This is a genomic window from Vreelandella sp. 2A-K22 (assembly GCF_054065485.1).
On sequence record NZ_JBSUGC010000003.1, the window covers coordinates 308,398 to 325,928 of the forward strand.

Annotated in this window: 17 protein-coding genes; 7 read left to right on the forward strand and 10 right to left on the reverse strand. The window is 53.8% G+C overall.

All coding sequences use genetic code 11. The annotated features are described in order from the left end of the window. Positions 1-55: 55 nt before the first annotated feature. The 3 genes from ACW17M_RS05810 to ppnN form a co-directional block, all read right to left on the reverse strand. Positions 56-256: a hypothetical protein gene (locus ACW17M_RS05810; RefSeq protein WP_022523524.1), complete on the reverse strand. Its 201-nt coding sequence runs from the start codon at positions 254-256 to the stop codon at positions 56-58. A gap of 134 nt (positions 257-390) precedes the next feature. Then, positions 391-1,125, reverse strand: a complete 735-nt coding sequence (locus tag ACW17M_RS05815; protein ID WP_233974000.1) for a sulfite exporter TauE/SafE family protein — start codon at positions 1,123-1,125, stop codon at positions 391-393. A gap of 224 nt (positions 1,126-1,349) precedes the next feature. Continuing rightward, positions 1,350-2,732 (reverse strand): nucleotide 5'-monophosphate nucleosidase PpnN, encoded by a 1,383-nt coding sequence (ppnN, locus tag ACW17M_RS05820; RefSeq protein ID WP_022523522.1) that lies wholly within the window; start codon positions 2,730-2,732, stop codon positions 1,350-1,352. 218 nt (positions 2,733-2,950) lie between these two features. Between ppnN and ACW17M_RS05825 the strand changes: the two genes are divergently transcribed. Continuing rightward, positions 2,951-3,856, forward strand: coding sequence for a LysR family transcriptional regulator (locus tag ACW17M_RS05825; RefSeq protein WP_009286662.1), 906 nt, complete (start codon positions 2,951-2,953; stop codon positions 3,854-3,856). Positions 3,857-3,920: 64 nt separating this feature from the next. On the opposite strand, the gene gcvP is transcribed toward ACW17M_RS05825, so the two are convergent. Together gcvP and gcvH are read right to left on the reverse strand one after the other, a co-directional pair. Next, positions 3,921-6,815, reverse strand: a complete 2,895-nt coding sequence (gcvP, locus tag ACW17M_RS05830; RefSeq protein WP_457547041.1) for an aminomethyl-transferring glycine dehydrogenase — start codon at positions 6,813-6,815, stop codon at positions 3,921-3,923. A 103-nt stretch (positions 6,816-6,918) separates the two neighbouring features. Next, positions 6,919-7,308, reverse strand: coding sequence for a glycine cleavage system protein GcvH (gene gcvH / locus ACW17M_RS05835; RefSeq protein ID WP_022523520.1), 390 nt, complete (start codon positions 7,306-7,308; stop codon positions 6,919-6,921). Between the two features lie 390 nt (positions 7,309-7,698). Between gcvH and ACW17M_RS05840 the strand changes: the two genes are divergently transcribed. Both ACW17M_RS05840 and gcvT read left to right on the forward strand, forming a co-directional pair. Beyond that, on the forward strand, positions 7,699-9,108 hold the full coding sequence (locus ACW17M_RS05840; RefSeq protein ID WP_027959396.1) for an alanine/glycine:cation symporter family protein: 1,410 nt from the start codon (positions 7,699-7,701) through the stop codon (positions 9,106-9,108). Between the two features lie 123 nt (positions 9,109-9,231). Next, entirely contained in the window at positions 9,232-10,344 is a 1,113-nt protein-coding gene (gene gcvT, locus ACW17M_RS05845) for a glycine cleavage system aminomethyltransferase GcvT (RefSeq protein WP_022523518.1), read from the forward strand. A gap of 80 nt (positions 10,345-10,424) precedes the next feature. Here the strand turns inward: gcvT and ACW17M_RS05850 are convergent, their stop codons facing one another. The 3 genes from ACW17M_RS05850 to ACW17M_RS05860 form a co-directional block, all read right to left on the reverse strand. Continuing rightward, a complete protein-coding gene (locus tag ACW17M_RS05850) occupies positions 10,425-11,222 on the reverse strand; it encodes a LysM peptidoglycan-binding domain-containing protein (RefSeq protein WP_027959398.1) in 798 nt (265 codons plus the stop codon). A gap of 116 nt (positions 11,223-11,338) precedes the next feature. After that, on the reverse strand, positions 11,339-12,220 hold the full coding sequence (locus ACW17M_RS05855; RefSeq protein ID WP_027959399.1) for an acyltransferase: 882 nt from the start codon (positions 12,218-12,220) through the stop codon (positions 11,339-11,341). 106 nt (positions 12,221-12,326) lie between these two features. Further along, positions 12,327-13,223 carry a LysR family transcriptional regulator gene (locus tag ACW17M_RS05860; protein WP_457547042.1) on the reverse strand — a complete coding sequence of 299 codons (897 nt, stop codon included), beginning with the start codon at positions 13,221-13,223 and terminating at the stop codon, positions 12,327-12,329. A gap of 164 nt (positions 13,224-13,387) precedes the next feature. Between ACW17M_RS05860 and ACW17M_RS05865 the strand changes: the two genes are divergently transcribed. Beyond that, positions 13,388-14,086, forward strand: a complete 699-nt coding sequence (locus ACW17M_RS05865; RefSeq protein ID WP_009286666.1) for a CoA transferase subunit A — start codon at positions 13,388-13,390, stop codon at positions 14,084-14,086. Between the two features lie 63 nt (positions 14,087-14,149). Next, complete coding sequence (locus ACW17M_RS05870; RefSeq protein WP_022523514.1) at positions 14,150-14,815, forward strand: CoA transferase subunit B; 666 nt, start codon at positions 14,150-14,152, stop codon at positions 14,813-14,815. A 93-nt stretch (positions 14,816-14,908) separates the two neighbouring features. Here the strand turns inward: ACW17M_RS05870 and ACW17M_RS05875 are convergent, their stop codons facing one another. Continuing rightward, positions 14,909-15,676, reverse strand: coding sequence for a DUF1338 domain-containing protein (locus ACW17M_RS05875; protein WP_457547043.1), 768 nt, complete (start codon positions 15,674-15,676; stop codon positions 14,909-14,911). A 104-nt stretch (positions 15,677-15,780) separates the two neighbouring features. Beyond that, a complete protein-coding gene (locus ACW17M_RS05880; RefSeq protein WP_027959402.1) occupies positions 15,781-16,044 on the reverse strand; it encodes a GrxA family glutaredoxin in 264 nt (87 codons plus the stop codon). 183 nt (positions 16,045-16,227) lie between these two features. Here ACW17M_RS05880 and hybE point away from each other — a divergent pair, with 183 nt between their 5' ends. Together hybE and ACW17M_RS05890 are read left to right on the forward strand one after the other, a co-directional pair. Then, a complete protein-coding gene (hybE, locus tag ACW17M_RS05885) occupies positions 16,228-16,653 on the forward strand; it encodes a [NiFe]-hydrogenase assembly chaperone HybE (RefSeq protein ID WP_027959403.1) in 426 nt (141 codons plus the stop codon). Between the two features lie 73 nt (positions 16,654-16,726). Further along, the gene (locus ACW17M_RS05890; protein ID WP_342583987.1) at positions 16,727-17,500 is read left to right on the forward strand and encodes a 3-hydroxybutyrate dehydrogenase; all 774 of its coding nucleotides are present in this window, start codon (positions 16,727-16,729) and stop codon (positions 17,498-17,500) included. Positions 17,501-17,531 lie beyond the last annotated feature (31 nt).

A 17,531-nucleotide genomic window follows, 5' to 3' on the forward strand; every position in this document is an offset into this window, starting at 1 on the left:
TATCCGATAGGGCGCAAACATTTCTACCAATTATCTTTTCGCCAAACGGGGTTACTTACTCTTTGGCTTCATGGTCGGCGAGGGCGGCAACAATTGCCTCTTCCCACTGCCCTTCGGTTAACCCCCAATGCTCCATTTCTGACTGATCGGCGCTGCCTGCTGACGCCTCTCGTAGTTTATCGACGCTGCTGCTTTCATAGCAGTGCTTGGCGAAATCTTTGGTTTTGACATCTTTTAGCTGATTAATCATCGACATGTTGAGTTCCTTTCAAGGTCAATAGTGAGGTAATGCTCACTCAGTGTAGCTATTCTGGCCGCTTTTACCTGACTTGGTTCTCAACACTGCTTAGCTGAAGTGAGAAAAAAAGCGTAGAAAAGGTTTTCCGTGGGCTAGCCAGCCATCAGCGTATCGATAAAAATTTTACCGGCGATACTTGCCAGCAACAGCATAACCAAATTATCAAACCAGCGGTGGGGCAGCCGATTGCCCAGGCGGGCGCCTAGGGGCATGGCGGCGAGTATCACCACAAGGGCAAGAATACTAAACAAAAAGCGTTCCAGAGTTAAAATGCCCGCGTTTAAAAGCGCCGGTATTTGAACACTGGTAATAGCGACGAAGAAGACCGAGATGGAGCCAATAAATACGCTTCGTTTCAACTGCATCGCATTGAGAAACGTAACCGAGGCTGGCGCCGACATGCCTGCAGCGCCTTGAAGCACGCCAGCGAGTAGGCCAATAGGGATCACTAGTCGCGCAGCGATATTAAAAGGCAGGGCGATACGACGTTTCATCACTTTGATGATCAGGTAAAGCACGATCACACCCGCGACACCCAGTGACAGTATTTCGGGAGATAAAACGACTAATCCCCAAGTGCCCAGAACGATGCCTAGCCCGCCAGCAATGGAGAAAGCTGCCAAGAAGCGCAAGGGTAGTAGGTGGCGTCGATATTGCCATACCTGTAAAGCATTACTAAATAGGTTAGGCGCGACTAATAGAGCGATAGCGAGTTGAACGTCGTACAGCATGGTGAGAATGGGTACGACAATAACCGGGACACCTGAACCGATGGCGCCTTTGACGATACCTGCAACGAGTAGCGCTATAAACGCAATTAACAGCATAAGGTTACCGGCCCTTTTTAGCGCACAGCCGCCACGCAACCGGCAGCTGTGCGTATTGATTTTCTTCAGGATTAGGTTTTGTCTGAAAAGTCGGCGAGCGAAGGCCAGACAAGGCAAAAATCGGCGAAAAGACGGAGTTTACGTTTTGTAAATGAGTACTTTGAGCCGATTTTTAACGCCGTATGGTCGAGCGCAGCCAGTTTTCAGGCAGAGCCTAAACGCTGTTATTTCAGCACATAGCAGGGCACATAGTGCTGGCCGTCGAGTTTCATGCGCCCTTGGGCTACAAAAGAGGTGAGTAGCTCGTCAAGGCGTTGCATTAGTTCGGGCTCTGCGGTCAGTACAAAGGGGCCATGAGCTTCAATGGCTCGAATGCCAGCCTCTTTGACGTTGCCTGCGACGATCCCCGAGAAAGCGCGGCGCAGATTAGCAGCGAGCTCATGGGTAGGCTGCTGGCGGTGGAGCGCTAAGCCACGCATGGCGTCGTGTGTCGGTTCAAAGGTTGCCTGGAAGTCGCGCGCAATGGTCAATCGCCAGTTGTAGTAGAAAGCATCCTGATGGGTGCGCCGGAATTCAGCGATCTCATCGATGCCGTGGCGCATGGTGCGTGCAACCGAGACCGGATCGCCGGTAATGATGGTGTAGTAACGGCGGATATCCTCACCGAGGGTATAGACCAGAAATTCATCAATTTTCTGAAAGTAGGCCGCAGAATCAGCAGGGCCAGTGAAAATTAACGGAAAAGGAATATCCTGGTTGCTGGGGTGCAGCAGAATGCCCAGCAGATAGAGAATCTCTTCTGCGGTGCCCACCCCGCCAGGAAACACAATAATGCCATGGCCCAGGCGCACAAAGGCTTCCAAGCGTTTTTCAATGTCTGGCATGACAACCAGTTCATTGACGATGGGGTTAGGCGCTTCGGCAGCGATAATGCCGGGCTCTGAAACACCCAAATAGCGGCCTTCTTTACGCCGCTGCTTGGCATGGGCAACGTTCGCGCCTTTCATGGGGCCTTTCATTGCGCCAGGGCCACAGCCGGTACAAATATCTAAATCGCGCAGACCCAAGTGATAGCCCACATCTTTGGTATATTCGTACTCTTCCCGGGAGATAGAGTGACCGCCCCAGCACACCACCAGGCTAGGGTCGCGGCCGGGTTTGAGCGTGCCCGCTTTGCGCAGAATATGGAAGACCGCATTGGTGGTGCCTTCTCCCGTACTCAGGTCAAAACGATTGTGGTGCTGAATCTCATTGTAGACGTAAACGATGTCGCGAATGATCGAGGATAGATGCTCGCGGATACCGCGAATCATGCGGCCATCTACAAAGGCTTCGGCGGGGGCGTTAGTGAGCTTTAAGCGAATGCCGCGGTCTTGCTGCAGCACTTCAATATCGAAATCTTTATAGGCTTCTAAAATCGCCAGGCTATCGTCGCTGGGATTACCGCAATTGAGTACTGCCAACGCACAGCGCCGAAGAAGGTCGTGCAGACCGCTTTGAGAAGTTTTATGCAGTCGATTAACTTCATGCTGAGAGAGTACTTCGAGGCTCCCCTCGGGGGAAATGATGCTGGAAAGAGTGGCGCGAGGTTGAACGTTTTCGGTCATTAGCGGGGCTGTCCCTAATCGTTTGATGTCTCTTGGCATATTACCACGCCCAAGCGGTGGGTACAGCGCAGCGGCTGGCTCGCCGGGGTGTGCTATTATGAGGTCTATTTTATAGGGCGGCGGCAATAGCGTTTTTTGTTAGTTACTAAACTGTTGCCTAAAGCGGGTTCTCAAAGAGAGCTGCTAAAGACCGTTATCAAAGACCATGGCGCTTCACTATGTTCAATGCCCACTATTTTCGTACCTTTATTACGCTTGTTGAAACAGGCAGTTTTACCCGTACGGCGCAACGTTTAGAAATGACCCAGCCGGGCGTAAGCCAGCATGTACGCAAGTTAGAAGACTATTTAAATAAAGAGCTGCTAGAGCGCAAGGGGCGTAGCTTTACATTAACCGAATCGGGGCGGCGTGCTTACGATTACGCTTTAAAGTTATTTGCTGAGCATGAACAGTTCCGTCACGGGCTAGACGATGACTCTTTGGATAGCGGTGACTGCCGCATTGCCTCGCCGGGTAGCGTTGGCCTGATGTTCTATCCGTATATATTGGGGCAGCAGCAAATGCACCCCAATTTAACGGTCAACTATAGCTTTGCGTTCAACCACGAAATCGTCAATGACCTGCTTGAAGGGCGTTATGACATCGGGATAGTCACCGAGGCAATGCGGCACCCTGAGCTTAGCTGCAGCATTTGGCATGAAGAACCGCTCTGCTTGGTGGTGCCTGCAGATTTTGCGGGCAGCACGTTATCAGATTTAATGGGCATCGGCTTTCTCAATTATTACGACGGCATTAACCATGCCAATGCACTGCTGCGAGCCAACTACCCCGACGAGTTTCGCTCAATGACCCATTTCCGCCATCAAGGCTTTACCAATGAAGTCAGCATGGTGCTGGATGCAGTGGCCAGGGGGTTGGGCTTTAGCGTGGTATCGCGATTGGTATTGGAAACTTCGCCTTGGCAGCGCCAGGTAAAAGCGTTGAACCTGCCCAATGCGGTCAATGAAGTGCTCTATTTGCTGCGCCGCCGCGACTCGGTGCTGCCTAAGCGCTACGCGAAGCTGTTAGACGGTTTTCACGCTCAGCGTCTGCAAGAAAAAACGCCCTTGATGCCGTCTAATTGATTAGGCACCAAGGGCGTTTTCGTTACTTAGAGCGCTATCGCTTCACATCTTGCCAGCTTTGCCGCTAGTTGCGATATTCGTCGATGCTAGGGCAGGAGCAGATTAACTGACGGTCACCGAAAACGTTATCGACGCGGTTAACGGCGGGCCAGTATTTAGCGGCTTGAACAGCCGCGGTCGGGAAGGCGGCCAACTGGCGGTCATAAGGCCGCTGCCAGTCGCTATCCATTAGATCCGCCTGGGTATGTGGCGCATTGACCAGCGGATTATTATCCAACGGCCATTCGCCGCTCTCCACTCGGGCGATCTCGTCACGAATGGCAACCATCGCATCGCAGAAACGGTCGATTTCATACAGCGACTCAGACTCAGTCGGCTCGATCATCAGCGTGCCCGGCACTGGGAACGACATGGTTGGTGCGTGAAAACCGTAATCCATCAAACGCTTGGCGATATCCTCCTCGCTAATCCCAGAGGCCGCTTTGAGCGGACGAATATCGATTATGCATTCGTGGGCAACGGTACCATTCTGACCGCGGTATAGAATCGGGAATGCCGCTTCCAATCGTTTGGCAATGTAATTGGCGTTTAGGATGGCAAGCTCGGTAGCTTCCCGCAGCCCGCGGGCACCCATCATCTTAATGTAGGCCCAGGAAATGGGCAGAATGGAAGCACTGCCGAAGGCGGCCGCGGAGACTGCACCGCTATCAGTGTTGACGCCGTTGATGGGCGTTACCACGTGGTTTGAAACGTAGGGCACCAGGTGGGCTTTCACGCCGATAGGGCCCATGCCCGGGCCGCCGCCACCGTGGGGAATACAGAACGTTTTGTGCAGGTTAAGGTGAGACACATCGCCGCCAAAATCGCCAGGACGGGTTAGCCCTACCTGGGCGTTCATATTGGCGCCATCAATATACACCTGACCGCCGTTGTCGTGAACGATCTTGCACGCTTCGCGTACGCTGGTTTCAAACACCCCGTGTGTGGATGGGTAGGTCAGCATAATGGCGGAGAGCTTATCGCTATGCTGTTCAGCTTTAGCGCGTAAATCCGCTATGTCGATATTGCCGTTTTGATCGCACTCGACCACCACCACCTTCATTTGCACCATGGCTGCCGAGGCAGGGTTGGTACCGTGGGCAGAGCTTGGAATCAAGCAGACATCGCGATGACCTTCGCCTTGGGCCGCTTGGTAACGACGAATTGCCACAAGGCCAGCATATTCACCCTGAGCGCCGGAGTTAGGCTGCATCGAGAGGTGATCGTAACCGGTGACTTCGACCAGGAAGGCCGAGAGCTCGTCGATCATTTGATGATAGCCAGCCACCTGGTCGCGAGGTGCAAAGGGGTGAAGGTGCGCAAACGAGGGCCAGGAGACGGGGATCATTTCGCTGGTGGCGTTGAGCTTCATGGTGCAGGAGCCGAGCGGGATCATTGCATGGGCAAGCGACAGATCCTTATTCTCCAGACGCTTTAAGTAGCGCAGCATTTCGGTTTCGCTGCGGTAGCGGTTAAAGGTGGGATGGCTCAAGAAGTCGCTTTCGCGCTGGCATGCCGTGGGAATGCCGGAAGCGCCGCTAGCTACCACTTGCTCGTCCAATACTGCAACGGCAAGGCCGTGCTCATCGCCCAGCAGCACATCAAACAATGTGGCTACATCGTGGGCGGTGGTGGTTTCATCCAGGCTAATACCGACATCGCCATTGCCGAAGTAGTGCAGATTAATATCATGGGTCATGGCTCGGCCATGGATCTTACCTGCATCAACACCTGTCAGACGTAGCGTATCAAACCAGCTGTCATGAGCGAGCGATACGCCTGCCTGCTTAAGGCCTTCGGCAAGCAGGGTGGCTAGGCGATGAACGCGGCCGGCAATTTTGCGCAACCCTTCTGCACCGTGATAGGTGGCATAAAAGCCTGCGATGTTGGCCAGAAGCGCCTGGGCGGTACAGATATTGGACGTCGCTTTCTCGCGGCGGATATGCTGCTCGCGGGTCTGCATTGCCATGCGTAGGGCGGTGTTACCACGGCTATCTTTTGATACGCCGATGATACGCCCAGGAATCGAGCGCTTGAGCTTGTCGGATGTAGCAAAGAACGCCGCGTGAGGGCCACCAAAGCCCATGGGTACGCCAAAGCGTTGGGAGTTGCCCACCACAATATCCGCGCCGAGCTGGCCGGGTTCTTTAAGCAGCACCAGACTCAAAAGATCGCTGGCCACGCAGGTCATTATATTGCGCTCAGCCGCGGCGCTTAATAGCGGTGCCAGATCGCGCACTTCACCACTGGCAGAGGGGTACTGAACCAGGGCTCCAAACACATCGTGGCTGGCCAACTCTTCTGCAGGGCCTGTGATCAGCTCAAAGCCAAAGAACTCGGCACGGGTTTTAACGACATCCAGCGTTTGCGGGAAAACATCGTCGGCGACGAAAAAAGCGTTGGATTTGCTTTTCTTATTACCACGCTTACACAGCGCCATGGCTTCGGCGGCAGCGGTGGCTTCGTCGAGCAGCGACGCATTAGCCAGCTCCATGCCGGTTAAATCCATGACCACCTGCTGGAAGTTAAGCAAGCCTTCCAGGCGTCCTTGAGAAATCTCCGGCTGGTAGGGGGTGTAGGCCGTGTACCAGCCTGGGTTTTCCAATACGTTGCGCTGAATCACCGCGGGCATATGGGTGCCGTAATAGCCCTGGCCAATATAGCTCTTAGCCACGCGGTTCTGGCGCGCGAGCTGCGCTAGGTACTCTAGCGCCTCTGATTCGCTACGCGGTTCATCAAGCGCTAGCTCACGGCCAAGACGGATATCGCTCGGCACGGTCTGTTCAATCAGATCTTCCATGTGCTGCATGTTGAGCGCTTTTAACATGGTGGCCACGTCATCTTGACTTGGACCATTATGACGTTTGATAAAAGCATCGTGATCGGCCAGCTCGGCCAGACGGCGTGTTTCAAGAGACATGAAGAAGATTCCGGACGTTAAGAGAGAACCGTGCAGGGCGTTAAGCGAAGAGCCTGCCATAAAGGATAAAGGCAGGCCCTAATATATGATTCAGCTACCGCCTTTAGTCGTCGGCGCTTAGCGTTGCTTGATAGGCATCTGCGTCGAGCAGGCCATCAAGTGAGTCGCTGTCTAAACGCACTTTCATAATCCAGCCGCCTTCGTAAGGCGCTTCATTGACTGTTTCAGGGGCGTCTTCAAGAGCGTCATTGACCTCAATGACTTCGCCAACAACCGGTGAGTAGAGATCAGAAGCAGCTTTTACCGATTCGATAACGCCAAACTCTTGCCCTTTGTTCAGCGCTGTTCCCACTTCAGGCAGTTCAACAAACACGACATCGCCGAGCGCCTGCTGGGCGTGATCAGTTATACCCACGGTCACGGTGCCGTCCTTATTATCCAGCACCCACTCGTGGCTTTCTGCGTAACGAAGATTGGTAGGAAGATTGCTCATGGTGTTTTCCTATATGAAACAGTTTTCTGGGCCCGAGCATACTAGCGGTTGTCGTTCGCCTTGGCGACTAGTGACTGGGGTAGATCGAGCGAATAAGCAAGCATGTTAACGTGTTTCCAATCGGAAACAAATTTCTTCGTTGCTTCAAAGCTTGCTTGGTAGCGTTATCGGTTCAGCTACTTTTCGCCGGGTTTGTGCAGAAGATCGGGTTATGAAAAAAGCGGTATCCTCTATGCACAAGCGACATCACCCTAGATGCTAGCTAAGTTTATGGTGTAAAACATTCAAATCGTGCGCTAACCAACAATAGCGTCGTTAGGACTAGCCCGTAATCGCAACAAGCCAATAATACACACCAATATTGCATACCAACAAAGCGAGGAGATGAACATGGAAGCATTAACTAGCCTCTTAGGGGCGATCAACGGCGTGGTCTGGGGGCCCGTCATGTTGATTCTGCTACTCGGTGTGGGGATCTACCTGCAGCTTGGCTTGAAACTGATGCCGATTAGAAAGCTCGGCATGGGCTTCAAGCTAATGTGGGCGGGGCGTGATGCGAAACCTGGGGTGGGTAAAGCGGCAGTTGCCAAAGAGGGAGACGAAGGGGAAATATCTCCTTTTAATGCCTTGATGACCGCACTCTCTGCGACCATCGGTACCGGTAATATTGCCGGTGTCGCCACAGCCATTGCGTTAGGTGGCCCTGGCGCTGTGTTTTGGATGTGGATTACCGCACTGGTGGGTATGGCCACTAAATTTGCTGAAGCGGTGCTGGCCGTGCGCTATCGTGAAACCGATAGCACTGGCTACCACGTGGGCGGGCCGATGTTTTACATCAAGAATGGCCTGGGTAAAAAGTGGCTATGGTTGGGCGGCCTGTTCTCATTTTTTGGCGCTGTCGCAGCCTTCGGGATCGGCAATACCGTTCAGTCCAACTCCGTTGCTGACGCCATGGACGCCACCTTCGGCGTGCCGCACTGGCTCACGGGGGTGGTCATTATGGTGCTGGCTGGCGCGGTGATTCTGGGCGGTATCAAGCGTATTGCTAAAGTGGCGGGCAAGTTGGTGCCGATTATGGGCATTGCCTACGTAGTGGCTGGCTTGTTGGTATTGATCGTCAATGCCGGGCAGATCGGTGAAGCTTTTGGTTTGATCTTCTACTATGCCTTCAACCCCATGGCGGCCGCAGGTGGTTTCGCGGGCGCCGCCGTCATGGCGGCGATTCGTTTTGGTGTGGCACGCGGGATCTTCTCCAACGAAGCGGGTTTGGGTAGTGCGCCGATCGCGCACGCGGCGGCCAAAACCAAAAATCCAGTGCGCCAAGGCTTAATCGCGATGTTGGGCACTTTTATCGATACCATTCTTGTGTGCACGATTACCGCGTTGGTGATTTTGACCTCAACGGTTTGGCAAGAGGGTGAAGCGGGGGCGTCGCTGACCGCGCTTTCGTTTGACGCTGCACTGCCTGGCTTTGGGAATCAGATTGTCGCCATTGCGCTGGCGATTTTTGCCTTTACCACCATCCTAGGCTGGTCATTTTACGGTGAGAAGTGCTGCCAGTTCCTGTTTGGCACTCGCTCCATTATGATCTATCGGGTGCTGTTCGTACTGGCCATCCCGCTGGGCGCCATCGCTCAACTGGGCTTTATCTGGCTCATGGCGGATACCTTCAACGCCATGATGGCGATCCCGAACCTGATTGCCTTGGCACTGCTTTCGCCGGTAGTCTTTAAGCTAACCAAGGACTATTTCGACGGCAAAGACGTATTGCCGGGTGAAGCACTGGATCACGACCAGTAATACCCGCAGCGCGTTCATCGGCGCTGTAGGTGAACGTGAATAACAGGAGAGTCGGGAAGGCACTTAATCAGTGGCTTCCCGTTCTCTTTTTTGAGCGAGCACTTTTAAGTGAGGAAAGCCCCTATGTCTGAATTAAAGCAAACGCCACTGCATGCGCTGCACCTCAAGCTAGGCGCCAAGATGGTACCTTTTGCTGGCTACGATATGCCGGTGCAGTATCCGCTGGGGGTCAAAAAAGAACATGAACACACCCGTCAAAAGTGCGGGCTGTTCGATGTCTCCCATATGGGGCAAATCAGCGTTTCCGGTGACGGCGTGGCCGAAGCCCTGGAAACCTTGATTCCTGCCGATTTGATGAGCCTTGAGAAAGGTGCCCAACGTTACGGGCTGTTCACCAACACAGAAGGCGGCATTATTGACGACCTGATGGTGGTCAATGCGGGTGATCACTTCTATCTGGTAGTGAATGCCGCCTGTAAAGATCAGGACTTGACTCACCTGCGCCTCAATTTGGCGTCAACCCATACAATTGAACCTTTGGATCGTGGCTTACTGGCGCTCCAAGGGCCTCAGGCGCGGGATGTCATGCAGCGGCTTTGCCCTGAAGCCTGTGAGCTTGTGTTTATGCAGCATGGCCGCTTCACCATTGCTGGGCAGGAGGTTTGGGTGAGCCGCAGCGGCTATACCGGTGAAGATGGTTTTGAAATTTCCGTCGCCGCCGATGCTTGCGAAGCCTTCGCTGAGCAACTGCTAGCTGAGCCTGAAGTCGAAGCGATTGGCCTGGGAGCGCGGGACTCGCTGCGTTTGGAAGCGGGTTTATGCCTGTATGGCCACGATATGGATGAGCAAACCACCCCGATAGAAGCAGGTCTAATTTGGGCGATTGGCAAGCCCCGTCGTCGTGGCGGTGATCGGCCGGGAGGTTTTCCAGGCGCCGATGTGATTCTTCATCAGGTCGATGCCAAAGATCACACCCGCAAGCGTGTTGGGCTGTTAGCTGAAGGTCGCGCGCCGGTGCGTGAGGGTGCGCCGCTTGTGGATGAGGCAGGCAATGAGATTGGAATCGTTACCTCCGGCAGCTTTGGTCCCAGCGTCGGTAAGCCTGTGGCGATGGGTTATGTCACTCGCGAGCAGGAAGCACCGCAAAGCACTGTATTCGCGGTGGTACGCGGTAAACAGTTACCTATGGTGGTAACTCCCACGCCGTTTGTAAAGCCGGGCTACTATCGCGGCTAGAAGCGTGTCCATCTACCCGCGGCCCCTGCTTAAGCTAGGGGCCGTTGCTTTATTATGAGGGACGGTTTCAAGCGAGTGTTTTAGCGCAGAACCTGCTTGGGATCGATGGGTTTGCCGCCTTGGCGCAGATCAAAGAGTAGATCATAGCGTTGGGTGGCACTGCTTTGACCTACCTCACAAAGTGGGTCTCCCGCGCTAACCTGTTTGCCTACCTCGACCAAAATGCGCTCGCAAAGGGCGTATACGGTTTGGAGGTTATTGGCATGGTGCACAATCACCACTTCACCCAACTGACGCATACCGTCGGCAAAGCGTACTTCGCCAGGGGCGACGGCTTTAGCCTGAGCGCCAGCTTGAGTAGCCAGCAGCATGGGCTGCAGGGTGCCTCGGCTGTCTGGCCCGAAGCGGCGAACCACTCGATAATCCTCCAGCGGCCAGGGCCAGCGCCTGGCTGATGAGGGTAGCGCCTGACTGGGAGCGCTGCTGGTAGGTGCAGCGGCAGGCTTGTTAGCGCTTGAAGAGCTGCTACTGTTTGCTGAGCTTCTAGATGAACTTCGCGCCGCTGAACCGCTAAGGGGGAGGCTGACTATTTGGCCAATTCTCAAATTAGTGGGAGAGGCACTAGGGTTGGCACTCTGAATGCGGCCACTGGTAGTGCCAAAATGTCGGGCGATGCTCGAGAACGTATCACCAGGACGGATTTGATAGCGGTAGGGGCCACCTGAAGGTGCCCGCTCCTGCTGGGTAGGAATTAATAGACGTTGCCCAATTTCCAGGCGCCGCGTATCGGCACCTGGGTTAAAGCGCTCCAAGCGTTCCAGTGGCACGTTAGCCCGGGCCGCCAGCTTACCCAGCGTGTCGCCACGCTGTACTTGCACCCAGTTGCCACTGATCTGGCTGTCGCTAGGAGCGGCTGCTCGCTGGGATGACGATGGAGGAGCGCTGGAACAGCCGGTCAGTAGTCCCGCTAACAGCCAAACAGTGAGCCAGCCGGCTAGGCGTGATCGGTTCGGCTGTCCAGCATGCCATCTTTTTCCAACCAGAGTGCATTGATCCATGTGTGGAAGCGTTCCTTATGCTGCTTTTCTTCGTGGTTTTCTGATGCGTACATCCACTCAGGAATGCTGAGTTGCCGTGCCTGTAATGTTATGGGCGCTTCCCTGCCGCATAAAAAGCCCCAAAACGTCGGCGAGGGGTTAGCGTAGCTGATCGTCACATCCAGGATACCATCCAATTGGTTGCCTAGCAGACTAAGTACTTGGGCAATGCCGCCCGCTTTAGGGCGTAATAAGTGGCGGTAGGGGCTCTGCTGGGCATCGCGTTTGGCAACCGAAAAGCGGGTGCCCTCGACAAAATTAAAAATCGCAATGGGCGAGAGCCTTGCCTGCTGGCACATCCGTTCGGTAGCTGCTCGATCAATGGTGGCCAGCTTAGGATTTTTAGCGACTTGTTCGCGGCTAAAGCGGCGCATAAAAGGAAATTCTAGCGCCCAAAAAGCCAACCCTACGATGGGGATCCAGATCAATTGACGTTTTAAGAAAAAACGTGGCATGGGGATACGCCGATGCAACGCCATCAACAGCATAAAGATATCCGTCCAACTGCGGTGGTTGGATATCACCAACCACCACTGCTGTGGACTCAAATTATCAGGTACGCTGGCGTGTAGCACGGGTTTGAGCCAGTGCCGCATCCACCAAAGATTAACGCCTATCCAGTTAAGCGCAACGCCATTCAGCCCCTGCAACACTAACTGTTTAAGCCGCTGCCCTGGGGCAATGACTTTAAGTAGCGTCAGCAGAATGAGAGGTACGCCCCAGAACAGCGTGTTGAGCGTTAGCAGCAGAGCGCTAATCAGCCCCTTTAAAATAGGCATACCACGTTTCCTTACCGTCAGACCAATAACGTAATACTGAATGCTAAATGATCCTAGCCACGCTGCCCAGCAGAAACCTACAGCAATTCATTAGCTTGATGATGTTTTAGACGAGCGGCAGTGAAGGGGCTTGGACGGTGTTCAAGAGAACGGTGCGCAGTGCATGGGCGGCTACGGAGAGCTCTTGGTGAGTCAAAATGCCGACCCGGCAGGAGATAGCGGGCGCTGTCAGCGGTATGCAGCGAGCGCCCAGTTCATGCATTTGACGAATGCACATGGAAGGCACAGCGCTGACGCCCAGGCCGTCGGCAACCATCCGCCCCACGGTGGAGAGCTGGTGGCTTTCAAAGGCCACAGTGAGCTCCATATCCTGTTTGCTCAGCTCCTGTTCCAATAAACGACGTACCATGGAGGGGCGCTGAAGAGTAATGAAATCGTGGCTTAGCAGCGTCGACCAGGCGAGCTGGGTGCTCTGGGTTAACGGAGAGCCAGTCGGCACGACCGCCACAAAATGGTCTTCAAACAGCGGCGTAAAGAGCAGGCTGCCGGTACCCTCCGGAGAAAAAGCGATCCCCATCTCTACCTGTCGGGAGCGCACCATGGCGGTAACCTCCTCGTTGATGACATCGTGCACGGTTATGTTGATTTTGGGGTACTGTTGGCGAAATTTAACCAGCGCCGCAGGGAGTAAGTTACCGGCAAAGGCGGGCATCGCCGCCACGCTAAGGCGCCCCAGCTGGAGGGTGAAGCGCTGGCGCAAACGCTCCTCGGTATTGTCCCACTGGGCCAGCAGATGTTTGGCTAGCGGTAGTAGCGACTCGCCTTCTGGGGTTAATCTGACGCTGCGGGTGCTACGAATCAGCAGTTTGCCACCCAGGGACTCTTCCAGGTCTTTAATCGCCAGGCTTAGCGCTGGTTGGGATAAATGCAGGCGCTCGCAGGCTTGAGTAAAGCTGAGGGTTTGGGCGACCGCCAGAAAGGCGCGCAGCTGTTTGACGGTCATAAAGTACCTTTTATAAGTTTAAAAAATAAATTGATAAGAAAAACAAACTTAACAAATATATCATCTCGCACAACACTGGCACTATCGTAAGCTTCAGTTCGCGAATTTTTGACAGCACTCATCTACGATAATACTGATCATCAACAACAATGTGAGGCACAACAATGGCAGGATTCGATAAGCGTGTAGCTTCCTACGAAGAGGCTATGGAAGGCATCGAAAGCGGTATGACCGTCATCGCTGGTGGCTTCGGGCTCTGCGGTATTCCCGAAAACCTGATTGCCGAGATCAAGCGACGCGGCGTCACTGACCTTACCGTGGTATCCAATAATTGCGGTGTCGATGGTTTTGGCTTGGGAATACTGCTTGAAGACCGCCAAATCAGTAAGATTCTGGCCTCTTACGTAGGTGAGAATGCCCTGTTTGAGAAGCAAATGCTCAACGATGAGATTGAAGTGGTGTTAACGCCTCAAGGCACATTGGCGGAAAAAATGCGCGCAGGCGGCGCTGGTATTCCCGCCTTTTACACCGCTACCGGTTACGGAACGCCGATTGGTGAGGGGAAAGAGGTTCGCGAGTTTAATGGCCGACACTGTATTTTAGAAGAAGCCATTGTAGGTGATTTTGCCATAGTGAAAGGCTGGAAGGCGGATCGCTATGGCAATGTAATGTATCGCCATACGGCGCAGAATTTTAACCCCATGGCCGCCACGGCGGGGAAAATTACCGTGGTGGAAGTTGAAGAGATCGTTGAACCGGGTGAGCTTGAGCCTAGCCAGATCCATACCCCAGGAATTTATGTGGATCGGATTATTCAAGGCACGTTTGAAAAGCGGATAGAGAAACGCACGGTGCGCAGCTAATACGCCGCGCCTTCAAACGCAACACTAGCTTCTCATTTAACGATTCAACAAGAGGAAGTCACCATGGCTTTAACACGAGAACAGATGGCTCAGCGTGTCGCCCGCGAACTTCAAGATGGTTTTTACGTCAACCTGGGCATTGGTATTCCCACCCTGGTTGCCAACTATATTCCGGATGGCATCGATGTCATGCTGCAATCCGAGAACGGTCTGCTGGGGATGGGCCGCTACCCCACCGAAGACGAACTTGATCCAGATATGATTAATGCGGGTAAAGAGACGGTGACGGCGCGCCCAGGCGCAGCGATTTTTTCTTCCGCAGAATCATTTGCGATGATTCGTGGTGGCCACGTGGATCTCACCGTGTTGGGGGCTTTCGAGGTGGATCAGCAGGGCAATATCGCGTCCTGGATGATTCCAGGGAAGTTGATCAAAGGCATGGGCGGTGCCATGGATCTCGTTGCCGGTGCCGACAATATCATTTGCACTATGACCCATGCCTCTAAGCACGGCGAATCCAAGCTATTGGAAAAATGCGAACTACCGCTGACCGGCGCAGGCTGCATTAACCGCGTGTTGACAGATTTAGCTTATCTTGAAATCAAAGACGGTGCCTTTATTCTCAAGGAGCGCGCTCCGGGCGTAAGCGTTGAGGAAATCGTCGAGAAGACGGCGGGCAAGCTGATTGTGCCTGACCATGTTCCCGAAATGACGTTTGATGCCGAGTAAGTACGCTCCCATTAGCCCGAATGATAAACAGCCGAAGGTTAGAGGGTTAAATAAACTGCACAGTGAGACGCTAGCGCCATTACTGCTAGCGTCTCAGGCCATTTCACAGCGCGTATGGTGGGGTAGCAGTAAATCGGCAATACGCTCGTGATTATCTTCAACGTGCTTTTGGGCTAACGCCAGGCCGCCTAGGCAGAGGCGATGTTCATCGCCATTGGCGAAGACTGTTTTCTGTGGTGTGGTGGGGTAGAAGCGGTGATCAAGCAGTGATGATACCGTGAAGACACCGTTTTGCTGGCCCTCAAGGCTTGGCATGCCCACTTCACTTAGGCGTTGATCCAGCGTTTTCAAGGGTTCCCCCAACTGCCCACAATCAAAGCCAGCGTGATGCAATCGAGGGCCCATCACCGCTATCCAGGCAGCCAAGGGGTGAGCTTGCTGTAGCTGTTGATAAAGCGCCCAGTTAGGCATCGGCCAGGGGCGACCGCGGCAGAGCAAATTATGCCCCTTGCAATCCTGAGGGTGAGATTGTTGCACCAGCCCTTCAATGGCTTCCCGGGGCGCCTTGGACAATGTGCCTATTTGCAGTTCTGCCAGCACCAGCCAACTACTGCCGTCGCTTGGCGCGAGTAGTTGCACCAATAGGCCTTTATCGGCCATGGCGTAATGGCCCATGACGCGATAGCCCATATGAGCTAAATTGCCGGTAAGCGCGGCAGCGGCAAAGGGCCCGTAATTGAGCGTTACCAGCGTTAAATATTCAGCCGCCGTTGATAGTGGCCAAAGTCTAAGGGCGCCGATGTCGGGATGGGTATGTACATAGTCAAGCCACAGCTGCTGAACGAACTCCTGACGCTGCATGGTGAACTCCTTGCCTAAAGTGGCACACCTAGCGTGAGCCATTAAATAACTGCTCAGTATAGGCAAGCAGGGTAAGCAAGGGTTCAACGGCTATTAACGAGCGGTTAAACGGCAAGTAGCTGTTGATCGCGGACAAACCGATCAAATTCAGTAAAGCCGCCTACATGGGTTTGATCGACAAATACCTGCGGGACAGTGTGAATGGGTTTACCCGCTGTTTTGGCGATATCTTCTTTAGTGACGCCTTCAGAGGGCATATCCACATAGCGATAGCCTTCAATTTTTCCGACTTTTTCCAAATGCTCGGCCAGCTGTTTTGCGCGTACGCAGAAAGGACATGACATCCGACCAAAAATAACCACGAACATAGGTGGTGCTCCTTTACGATAAACTGAGTAAGTTATCAGGTAGACAGTAACTGAAGGGTAAATAGCCGTTTGGCTAAGCGATAAATTCGCGCCCATTGTGGCTGAGCAGAGCTCGTTTCGCCAATAGTAGCTCGCTACACGAACCATTAATGTCCGTTATCACCTGGGAAAACCAACAAGCCTATGCAAACGCTCACCGCTGACGAATACACCTTTCTTACTGATCTGTCGAAAGCGTACCGAGATAGGCACTTGCCATCCATTAAACGAAAAAGTGACTGGAACCCGCGTTTAGGGGTTGATGCGCTATGCTTCCAGCATCATGGCGCTAAGCACATGGTGGGGGCGTTGATTACGCCCTGCGAGCTGTGGCTGGTTGCAGTGCCTGACCACTCCCTGCTGACCGAGACTCTGGCGGATACGCTTACGCTTTCTCTGCCTTCAGGCACATACCCACTATCTCTTGAGCGCTTGCCAGGCGGCTACGGACTCTATAAGCGCGCCATTTTGCGAGATTTAAGCGAGCTGGAGAGCATGCAGGAGGCCGCGAGGCTGGCGCAGCAAATGATGGCGCGTTTAATGCAACCCGATGAAGAGCTCAACGCCTAAGTGCAGCCAGCTATACTGTCAGGATTTCTACAAACAGTATCTTCCATCCACGCAGTGAAAAAGGAAATTACCCATGACTCCCCAAGCCGTTACAACACCGCGAGTTGCGCTGGTAACCGGTACTAGCAGCGGGATCGGTGCCGCTGTGGTTAAGCACTTTTGCGAATTAGGTCATCAAGTGCTTGCCGTCGATTTTAATCCGGCGGGTAAGGCGGTCGCTGAAAAATCCGGCGCGGCGTTCTTTGAGGCGGATCTAACCGATCCCGACGCCTGCCGTGCGGCGGTGGCGGATGCGGTCAAGCGCTTTGGCGGTGTTGATATATTGGTCAATAACGCTGGGATTCAGCACGTTGCCCCGATTGAGACCTTCCCCGAGGAAAAGTGGCGTCAGATTATGGACTTGATGCTAACGGCGCCTTTCTTACTAACACAGGCGGCTTGGCCGCATATGCGTGAAAAGGGTTGGGGACGCATCGTTAACGTGGCCTCGATACACGCTCAGGTGGCTTCACCAGGGAAGGCGGCGTACATCAGTGCCAAACACGGCATGATTGGTTTGACCAAAACGGCGGCGCTAGAGGGCGGTGAACAAGGCATCACCGCGAATGCGGTATGTCCTGCCTATGTGAAAACCCCGTTAGTGGACAACCAAATCGCCGACCAGGCTAAATTGCACGGTATGGATGAGCAGGAGGTCATCGAGAAAGTCATGCTCAAACAGGCGGCCATCAAGCGCTTGATCGAACCTGAAGAGGTGGCGCAATTAGTCGCTTATCTGGCATCCGACGCAGCCGGTGCTGTGACTGGCTCAAGCTTTAATATCGATTTAGGCTGGACGGCGCATTAATTAATCAGTTTGGCCCCGCCAGTGACCTTGA